Genomic DNA, 8,967 nt, shown 5'->3' on the forward strand with positions numbered 1-8,967 from the left:
CGCCGGCCGGGGTGCCGAGCGCCGCGGCCGCCGCGATCACCGCAGGGTCGCTGGTGGGCGCCACCCGGAGCAGGGCCTGGCCGAGGTCGACGGGGCCGGGGTCGGTGCCGAGCGCCGCGTAGCCGGCGAGCCGTTCGACCAGCGCGGCCGGGTCGATGGATCCGGTGGAGTCGGTCGGGGTGGCCAGCAGGTACGGCAGCGGGCGGGTGACGAGCCGTAGGGCGGCCTCCTCCAGCCGGGCGGCGGTCTGGTGGTCGAAGGGCGTCGACCAGGCGGTGCGGAAGCGGCCCCGCCGGTGGGAGGGGTTGACGGCCTGGTGGGCCTGGCCGGCGGTCATCCGTCCGGTGGCGGCCTCGGCGACCGCGCCGAGGTCGTGTCCGTGGTGGGTCCTCAGCACCGGGTCCAGGGCCTCGGCCAGGGCGGCGCGGTCGGTGCGGGCGTGCCGGACGAGGCCGTCCAGGACACGTTCCCAGGGGACGAGGGCGGTGTCGCCGGCGAGCACCGCGCCGAGTTCCTCGGCGAGTTCGGCCGGGGTGGCGATCGGTGCGGGTACCGGGCGGGGCTGCGGCGGGGGCGGCAGCAGCTCCTGGTGCTCCTCGGTCTGCACCTCGGCGCCGAACAGTTCCGCGGCGCGCCGGTGGTGGGCCGGGTCCAGCTGCTCGGCGGCGGCCCGCAGTTCGGGGAGGACCGCGGTACCGGCGGCGGCCAGGTGCCGGGCGACGACCTTGAGCGCCTGCTCCTGCAGGGTGCGGTCGGGGTGGCCGAAGGCGCCGGACGCGGCGAGCACGGCGGGGCCGGCCCGGTGGGGGGCGGTGCGGGCGGCCCGGTCGAGCCAGCCGAGCTGGGCGCGGACGAGCTTCTTCTCGGGGCGGAACAGCACGGTGGGGCTCGCCTCGTCGAGCACCTCGGGGTCGAGCCGGCCGGCGGCGTCCAACGCGGCGAGCACCTCCTGCGCCAGGGCGGCGGCGGTGGAGTGGCCGGACAGCAGGGCCAGCAGGGTGCGGGCCCGCTCGGCGTACTCGTCGGCGGTGGGGGCCAGCGCGCGCAGGACGGTCAGGTGGATCCGGTGGTCGTTCGGGCGTCCGCCGCCGCGCAGCAGCCGGGCGAGGCAGCGGTCGAGCAGGTCGGCGCGGTCGAGGACGCCGTCCGCGGCGAGCCGGGCGAGGACGGCGGGCCACCGCTCGGAGTCGTCGCGGGCGGCCCAGGGCCCTTCCAGTTCGCCGGCGAGGTCGGGCACCTCGAAAACCCGCGGGGCGAGCACCGGGGTGAACGGGTCGGTGGCGAGCCGGGCGTACAGGTCGGGGCCGGGCGGCAGGCTGCCGAAGACCCGGTGGCGGGGCTCGGGCCGGGACCGCTCGCGGACCCACTGGGTGGTGAAGGAGTCGGTCGTGGGCACCGGGCTGCCGGTGGAGCGCACCAGGTGTTCGAGCAGCGGGAAGTGCTCGGACCAGCCCCAGCCGGGTGCCCGCCGCTCGGCCAGCCGGGCGGTGACGACCAGGCGCCAGGCGATGGGCTGACGTTCGATCACCTCGACGAGCAGCGGGTTGCGCCAGCCGGCGCGGTCCTCGAAGGCCCGGCTGCCGATCCACTCGGCGGCGGCGGTCGGCGAGGTGAGGCAGCCGGCGCCGGCCACCAGCAGGGCCGTCCACCGGTCCGGGGAGCCGGACCAGCTGTCCCGCAGCTCCTTGCGGAGTGCGCGCAGCGCGGGCACCTCGGCGCGGCGCCGTTCGGGGGCCAGGTCGGCGAGGGCGGCGGCGACGGCGGCGGTGTCGCCCTTGCGGGCGAGGTCGGCGAGGCTCATCGTGCGGCCTCCGGGCGGCCGGCGCGGACCAGGCCGACGGCGAGCACGTGCTTGCACGGCCCGCGCCCGCCCCGGTACTTCGCCCACCAGAGGCAGGTGCAGCCGAGCTGCCCGTCGGCGCCGGTGCGCACCCGCTGCACGTGGTCGTCGACGGTCACCTCGGCGAGCCCGTCGCCGAGCCGGACGGCGCCGGCGGCGGCCAGCGCCCGGGCGGCGCGCAGCCGCGGGTTGTGCGCTTCGGCGCGCCCGGCGTCGTAGGGCAGGACGCGGTGGAAGTAGGCGGCGTCGGCCGGGTCGTAGCCGATCTGGCCGGCGGTGCCGAGCCGGGTGAGGGCCGCGCGGACCCGCTCGACGGTGAGGCCGGACTGGGCGGCGAGCTCGGCCGGGTCGATCCTGGGCTCCCAGGCGAGCAGGGTGGCGATCAGTTCGGCGTCCTCGGCGGAACCCTCGGCGGCGAGGGCGGCGAGCACCCCGCCCTCGCCGGAGAAGCCGCGCGAGGCGTCGGGGGACAGCGTCAGGGTGAGTCGCATGCCGGGCAGCACCACCTCCCAGGCGGAGGCGGCGGGTGCGGCCGTGGTCGCCGGGCCGTAGACGCGCAGGGTGAGGGCGTGCCGCAGGACGCGCTGCAGGGCGGCGAGGCGCTCGGGGCCGGGCAGGCAGACGGCGCCGGGCACCGGGCGGCTGGTCGGGCGCAGGGTGCGGCCGGCGGGCGCGACCCATCCGGTGGTGGAGCCGCGGCCGCCGGTGCGGGGCAGGGTGCGCAGGAAGCGGACGGCCTCGGCGGCGGGCAGTTCGGCGCGCAGGTCGAAGCCGGTGGTGAGCACCTGGGTCTCGGCGAAGCCGCGCACCCAGCGCTCGGGCAGCGGGACCTTCTTCTCGACCATCGGCCCGTCGAGGGTGGTGACCTCCAGGGCGTCCGGGCCGACGGCCAGGTGCAACGGCTCGCCGGTGCCGATCCGGCTCAGGCCCTCGCGGAGCGGGTTGTTGACGTCGACGTTGGTGGTGCCGTGGCCGAGGTCGCCGCCGTCCAGGCCCTCGGCGAGGACGTCGAGGCGGGCGTGCACGCCGCAGCAGCCGGAGAAGGACTCGAAGCGCAGCCGGTCGCCGCCGGCGGTGACGACCGGGTCGAGCGAGGCGCGCAGCTGCGGCTGGTAGTAGCGGGCGGCGGCGACGTCGGCCACCGCGAGGAGCGCGGCCGCGGCGGCCGCGGGCGAGGTCAGGAAGCCGCTGAAGAACCGCGGGTTGGCGGTGGCCCCGAGCGGGCCGGCGCCGCCGGAGGTCTCCAGGGCGAGGGCGCGCCCGGCGGTGTTCTCGTGCACCGCGGAGGGGCGCAGATAGGCGTACGTCTGCACGGCTTGCGTCATGGCGAGGACGCTAGGCGCGGGGACTGACAGGCCGTCGCTTCTGGAACGCGTTCCACTTCTCCGGCGCACCACGGGTAACCCAGGTCACACCGTGGTGCGGGGGCGATCTGCCAGTATGGAGCCGTGAACGACGCCATGGACCAGGGGGTGCCGGCCGACGACCAGGTGGCCCCGTTCGTCGAGCTGCTGCGGATCGAGGAACTGGACGAGAACCTGTTCCGTGGTCGGTGCCATGCCGGTGCGCCGATGCGCGCCTTCGGCGGCCAGGTCGCCGCGCAGGCACTGACCGCGGCCGGCCGGACGATCGGCGCGGAGCGGTCGGTGCACTCGCTGCACGGCTACTTCCTGCGGCCCGGCGACCCGACCCGGCCGATCGTCTACCAGGTGGACCGGATCCGGGACGGCTCCTCGTACGCGACGCGCCGGGTGACGGCGGTTCAGCGTGGCGAGGCGATCTTCACCATGTCGGCGTCGTTCAAGCGCCCGGAGTCCTCGGCCGAGCGGCAGCGCACCATGCCCCCGGTGCCCGGGCCGGAGGAGCTGCCGGACCCGTTCGTGGCCTGGGAGCGGGCGAACCCCGAGCACTTCGCCAAGGCGACCGGTTTCCGCGCGCTGGAGATGCGCTTCCTGCCGGCCGACGCGCCCGGGATGCCGGCCGAGCTCCCGGGCGTTCCGCAGCAGTTCGTCTGGCTGCGGACGGGCACCCCGCTGCCCGACGACGACCCGCTGCTGCAGGTCTGTGCGCTCACGTACCTGTCCGATCTGACGCTGGCCTCGACCACCGCGCTGCACCTGGAGCCGCACAGCTTCGGGCGGAAGGGGCCGCGGCGCACCCTGCTGGCCTCGCTGGACCACGCGATGTGGTTCCACCGGCCGTTCCGCGCCGACGAGTGGCTGCTGTTCGCGCAGCGCAGCCCCTCGGCCTCGGACGGGCGGGGGCTGGCGCTCGGCGAGTTCTACAACCGCGACGGCCTGCTGGTGGCCTCGGCGGTGCAGGAGACCCTGCTGCGGGAGGCGCGCGCGACCCGTCCGTGACCGATCGCGTCATACCCGTGCGGGACCCCGGGCCCTATCATGGTGAAGGTGACCAAGGTTGACCTGTCACCCCGTCCGGTGGAGGCGATGTCGCCCCGTCAGCTAGAACGGCGCGGGAACCTGATCGCGGCCGCCCTCGCACTGGTGACCGAGATCGGCGTCGAGCGGCTGCAGATGCGCCAGGTGTCCGAGCGCTCCGGGGTCGCCCTCGGGACGACCTACCGCTACTTCTCGTCCAAGGACCACCTGCTCGCGGCCGCGATCGCGGAGTGGCACCGTTCGCTGCTGACCGACCTGGTGGGCGAGGTGCGCGGCCGCCGCGCCGGGCTCACCGCCAGCGACCGCATGGTGCGCTTCGTCCGGCACGGCATGCGCGCCTACCAGCGGCAGCCCGAACTGGCCCGGCTGCGGGTGTCGGTCGCGGCGTCCACCGATCCGTTCGCCAGCGAGGCGCTGCAGGCGATGGCGCGGGCGGACGGTGCGGCGCTGCGCGCGGTGATGACCGAGGTGCCGCCGAGCACCGGGGACGTCGTACGGCACATCGTCGGCCACGCCTGGCAGGGCGAACTGACGGCCTGGGTGACCGGCCGCACCACCCTGGACGACGCCCGCCGGCGGCTGGAGGACGTGGTACGGCTGGTCCTGACGCCGTACGAGGCGGCCGATCCGGCGGCCTGACGGCGACTCTTAAATCGGGCGTAAGCCTTCCTGACGTTCCTTGACCGGCGCCGGGCGGGCCTCGACGCTGGACGGACCTGCCCGGAGGTCCCGGGGCCCCTCGCCCCGCATCCGACCACGAGGAGTCCTGTCATGAACACGCCCTCCCGCCGACTGCTGCTCGGCGCCGCACTCGGCGGCGCCGCCTCCGCCGGACTCCAGATGGTCGCCCGCGGCGACACCCCTGCCGCCCCGGCGGTCTCCAGCTGGCAGCTGCGCTGGTCCCCTTCCCCCGCCTTCGACGGACTGCGCGCCTTCGAGACCGTCGAGGACGACCGGGCCGGCTCGCACCCCTCCGCCCGGCCGCACATCACCACCGACGGCGACGCCTACCGCTGGACGATGCACACCGTCGACCGGGACTCCGCGACCGACCGGCAGCGCCACGAGGTCACCGGCATGCGCAGCCCCGCCGGCGGCCCGCCGCTGGAGTGGCGCCCCGGGGAGACCTGGCGCACCACCTACGCGGTGTACATCCCCTCCTCGCTCCGGGCGACCACCACCTTCACCCACGTCATGCAGATGAAGCAGCCCGGCAACGGCACCGCGCCGATCGTGGTGCAGTCGCTGCGGCGGGTCGGCGGCAAGGAGACAATCGAACTCGCCCTGCCGCAGTCCGACGTGCTGGTCGGCCGCACCGACCTGGCCCCGCTGCACGACCGCTGGGTCGACGTGGACTTCCGGATCAGGATCGGCGACGGCTCGAAGGGCATGGTCCGCTGGATCCTGCGCAGCGGCGGGACGACGCTGCTCGACGCCGCCAAGGAGGGCGTGGACACCTTCCTCGCCGACCGGGTCCGGCCCAAGTGGGGCATCTACCGCTCGCTCGGCGACACCTCCGGCTCACTGCAGGACTGCCACCTGCTGATCCGGTCGATGCGCGGCTACCAGCTGGTCTCCGGCGCCTCCGGGACCTACCCGGCCGAGGAGGCCGTGCTGCGGCAGGGCCGGATGGAGACCGGTCCGGCCGGGGCGTCCTGGGCGTCCTTCGACGGCGGAGCCGGGGCCGGCGCCGAGTGGACGGTCGAGGCGGGCGCACCGGCCGCCGCCACGCTCACCCTGCGGTACGCCAACGGCGGGTCCGCCGACCGGACGGTGGACATCGCCGTCAACGGCAGCCGGCTGGTCGCCGCACGGGCGCTCCGCCCCACCGGCGGGTGGGACGGCTGGGCGACGGTGTCGCTGCCGGTGGCCCTGCGACAGGGCCGGAACACCGTCCGGGTCACCGCCGTCGGCGCCGCCGGCGCACCCCGGCTGGACCGGATCACGATCGCCTGACCCTGACGGCGCTCAGACCACCGTCACCGGATGCACCACCACGGCGTCGAAGAGGTAGCCCTCGCGGTTGAACGGCGCCTCCGCGTTCTGGGTGCGGCCGAGCAGGTCGGTGGCCCGGGCGCGCAGCCCGTACCGGCCCGGCGCGTCGGGCCGCCAGTCCAGTGCCCAGCGCCGCCAGCCGTACCGGCTCGGCGGGTCGAGCAGCTCGGCCGGACGCCAGACGCGGCCGCCGTCGGTGCTCACCTCGACGGTGCGGACGGCCGCCGCCCCCGACCAGGAACGGCCGCGCAGCCGGTGGGTGCGGCCGGCGGCCAGCACCGCCCCGGACGCCAGCTCGAAGGCGCTCTTGACGGTCTGCCGGGTGAGCGCCGGGCCGCCGCCCACCGGATGCCCCGGGCCGAACAGCCGGTAGAACTCGGTGCTCCACGGCGACTCCAGCGGCCGGTCCGAGACCTCGAGCTCGCCCAGCCACTTGATCGAGGCCACCCCCACCCAGCCCGGCACCACCAGCCGGGCCGGCGCGCCGTGGTCCGGCGGCAACGGCTCCCCGTTCATCCCGTACGCGACGAGCACGCCGTCCAGCGCCTTGGCGAGCGGCAGCGGTCGGCGCACCCGGCCCAGGTTCCGGCCGTCCACCCGGTACTCGGGGTCGAGGCCGACCGCCAGCACGTCCACCGCCGCCGGGCCGAGGCCGGCCCGTTCCAGCAGCACGCCGAGCGGGACGCCGTGCCAGGCCGCCATCCCGACACCGCCCAGCCCCCAGGCGGTGCCCGGGGCGGGGGTGCCCTGCTGCTCGGCCCAGTAGCGGCGGCCGTTGCCCGCGCACTCGAGCACGGCGTCCAGTGTCCTCGCGGGCAGCGCGTGCAGGTCGGCGAGGGAGAAGACCGCGCCCGGGCCGCGCAGTCCGCTGCCGTGCACCCGCAGCCGCCAGGCGGCCGGGTCGATCCGCGGGGTGCGGGTGTGGTTGCGGACGAAGAACCGCTCGTTCGGGGTGTGCGGGCCGGGGCCGGTGGGCGCGTCCCAGCGCATCTCGGCGTTGCCGTCGTGCGGCACGAACCACTCCGGGGGCAGCGGCTTGACGATGCCGCGGCCTTCTCCGTCGGGCGTTCCGGGGGGCACGGCTCCACGGTAGTACGGCCGGCCGGGTGACGGCAGCCGACTGCGGCGCCTGCCCGGGACCGGCTCTGACCTGCGGTGACGGACTCGACTCCGATGTTCCGCCGGGACTTCACCCGCTTGTGGCCGACCTTTCACACCGGTCTGCCACGCTCCGGGGCATGATCGCACCATCCGCCCCGGCCTCACCGCGGGACACCCGCTTCCCGCTCCCCCGCCGCCACCGGCGGTGGCTGGCCTGCGCGGCCGTCGCCGCGTCGCTCGCGCTCGGCAGTCTCGGCGTGGCCGCCACCGCCGAGACCGTACGGCACCATCAGCGCACCGAGGCGGTGCAGGCGGCCCGCTGAGCCGATCGAGTGGTGCGGGGCGGGCCGGCGGCCGATACTGCCGTCATCGGCACAGACCCCTGAGCGAGGGGGTGGTCCCATGGCCACCGGCACTGTCAGGACGTTCTACCGCGGCCACGGCTACGGCTACATCAGGCCCGACGACGGCGGGCCGGAACTCACCGTCTACTACGACTCGATCGTCGACGCACCCGAGCACGTGCTGACCGACGGCCAGCGGGTGGAGTACGACGCCACCGTCCAGGAGTTCCGCGAGGTCGCCGAACACGTCCGCGCCGTGGAGTGAGCCGCGCGTACCCGTCGCCGGGAGGGTCTCAGGCGCCGCGGGAGTGGCGGCCGGTGCCGGGGGCGGGGTGAAGTTCGGCCTGCGGGGCGTAGCGGGCGGCGGGGGCGCGCAGCACCCAGTTGCGGCCGGCCGGGGCGATCAGCTGCATCCGGTGCAGCAGGCCGAGCACGTCACGGCGCAGTGCCGTGCGGTCGGCGAGGTAGTCGCACTCGGGCTGCTCGGGCAGCCCGTAGTCGTCGGTGATGTCGCCGAGGGTGCCGTCTATCAGCGCGTCCGGGACGAGGACGGCGGGCGGGGCGGCATCCTCCGGCAGCGGGCGGAGCTCCTCGACCAGGCGCTCGGCGACCAGCAGCGCGGTGCGGGCGAGCGGTCCGTCGGTGAAGTCGGAGAGTTCGTCGGCGGGGTCGAGCAGAGCCACGCCCTCGGTGCGGATCTCCGCCTCCAGCCCGAGGAAGTCCGCGAACAGCTCGGCCTCGGCGGTCAGCCGCCCGAGCAGCCACGCGCGTTCCGGCGCGGCGAGTTCGTCGGTCAGGACGACCGGGTTCTCGGCGAGCAGGCGGCGGACGGCCAGCGCCGTGGTGTCGGCGGGCGGCGTCGCGGGGGCGGCGAACAGGGCGCGGGCGAGGTCGCGGTCGAGGGCGAGGCCGCCGTCCGGTTCGGCGGTGGCGACCTGCCACTCCGTCAGCAGGGCGGGCACCTCGGGCCGTTCGAGGTCGGGCACCCGCCGGTCGGCTATCGCGCCGAGGGCGAGGACGAGGGCGGCGTACCCGTCGGGCCCGAAGCCGGGCAGGGTGCGGTCGGCCAGCGGGGCCTTGTGCAGGCGGGCGTGGGCCGGGCCGACGGTGAGGGGGTAGCCGAGGAGTGCGCCGAACCGCTCCGTCAGCCAGTCGGCGTGACGGTGGATCAGTGGGAAGCCGGCGCCGTGCGGCCCGCCCGGGGTGACCAGCGGGTGGGCGAGCAGCAACCGGGCGGCGGTACGGCGCTCGCCGGCGGCGGCGCCCTGGGCGGCGGCCCGGGTGCGGT

The 8,967-nt window shown here is 76.2% G+C and carries 9 protein-coding genes and 1 pseudogene; 6 read left to right on the plus strand and 4 right to left on the minus strand.

Translation table 11 applies throughout. From position 1 onward, the window contains the following. Both KSNIM_RS08915 and KSNIM_RS08920 read right to left on the minus strand, forming a co-directional pair. Positions 1-1,801 (minus strand): DUF6493 family protein (locus KSNIM_RS08915; protein WP_263102684.1); only part of this gene is annotated, 1,801 nt, incomplete at its 3' end. Beyond that, on the minus strand, positions 1,798-3,165 hold the full coding sequence (locus KSNIM_RS08920) for an SWIM zinc finger family protein (RefSeq protein ID WP_263102685.1): 1,368 nt from the start codon (positions 3,163-3,165) through the stop codon (positions 1,798-1,800). The genes KSNIM_RS08915 and KSNIM_RS08920, both read right to left, overlap by 4 nt. A 123-nt stretch (positions 3,166-3,288) precedes the next feature. Here KSNIM_RS08920 and KSNIM_RS08925 point away from each other — a divergent pair, with 123 nt between their 5' ends. From KSNIM_RS08925 to KSNIM_RS08940, 4 genes and pseudogenes are all read left to right on the plus strand, one after another. Next, positions 3,289-4,200, plus strand: a complete 912-nt coding sequence (locus KSNIM_RS08925) for an acyl-CoA thioesterase (protein WP_411543679.1) — start codon at positions 3,289-3,291, stop codon at positions 4,198-4,200. Between the two features lie 48 nt (positions 4,201-4,248). Continuing rightward, positions 4,249-4,878, plus strand: a complete 630-nt coding sequence (locus tag KSNIM_RS08930) for a TetR family transcriptional regulator (RefSeq protein ID WP_263102686.1) — start codon at positions 4,249-4,251, stop codon at positions 4,876-4,878. Between the two features lie 132 nt (positions 4,879-5,010). Then, positions 5,011-5,814: pseudogene (locus tag KSNIM_RS08935) on the plus strand (Tat pathway signal sequence domain protein); the annotation flags it as partial. A 54-nt stretch (positions 5,815-5,868) separates the two neighbouring features. Continuing rightward, positions 5,869-6,195: a carbohydrate-binding protein gene (locus KSNIM_RS08940; protein ID WP_263107878.1), complete on the plus strand. Its 327-nt coding sequence runs from the start codon at positions 5,869-5,871 to the stop codon at positions 6,193-6,195. Between the two features lie 12 nt (positions 6,196-6,207). Here KSNIM_RS08940 and KSNIM_RS08945 read toward each other — a convergent pair whose 3' ends face one another. Then, complete coding sequence (locus KSNIM_RS08945; RefSeq protein ID WP_411543680.1) at positions 6,208-7,485, minus strand: sulfite oxidase; 1,278 nt, start codon at positions 7,483-7,485, stop codon at positions 6,208-6,210. Between KSNIM_RS08945 and KSNIM_RS08950 the strand changes: the two genes are divergently transcribed. Continuing rightward, positions 7,473-7,658, plus strand: a complete 186-nt coding sequence (locus KSNIM_RS08950) for a hypothetical protein (RefSeq protein WP_263102688.1) — start codon at positions 7,473-7,475, stop codon at positions 7,656-7,658. The genes KSNIM_RS08945 and KSNIM_RS08950 overlap by 13 nt on opposite strands. 79 nt (positions 7,659-7,737) lie before the next feature. Continuing rightward, entirely contained in the window at positions 7,738-7,944 is a 207-nt protein-coding gene (locus KSNIM_RS08955; protein WP_263102689.1) for a cold-shock protein, read from the plus strand. A 28-nt stretch (positions 7,945-7,972) separates the two neighbouring features. On the opposite strand, the gene KSNIM_RS08960 is transcribed toward KSNIM_RS08955, so the two are convergent. Continuing rightward, a partial coding sequence (locus KSNIM_RS08960) for a TIGR02678 family protein (RefSeq protein WP_263102690.1) occupies positions 7,973-8,967 on the minus strand: 995 nt, incomplete at its 5' end.

The sequence above is a fragment of the Kitasatospora sp. DSM 101779 genome, assembly GCF_025655475.1.
Taxonomy (GTDB): Bacteria; Actinomycetota; Actinomycetes; order Streptomycetales; family Streptomycetaceae; genus Kitasatospora.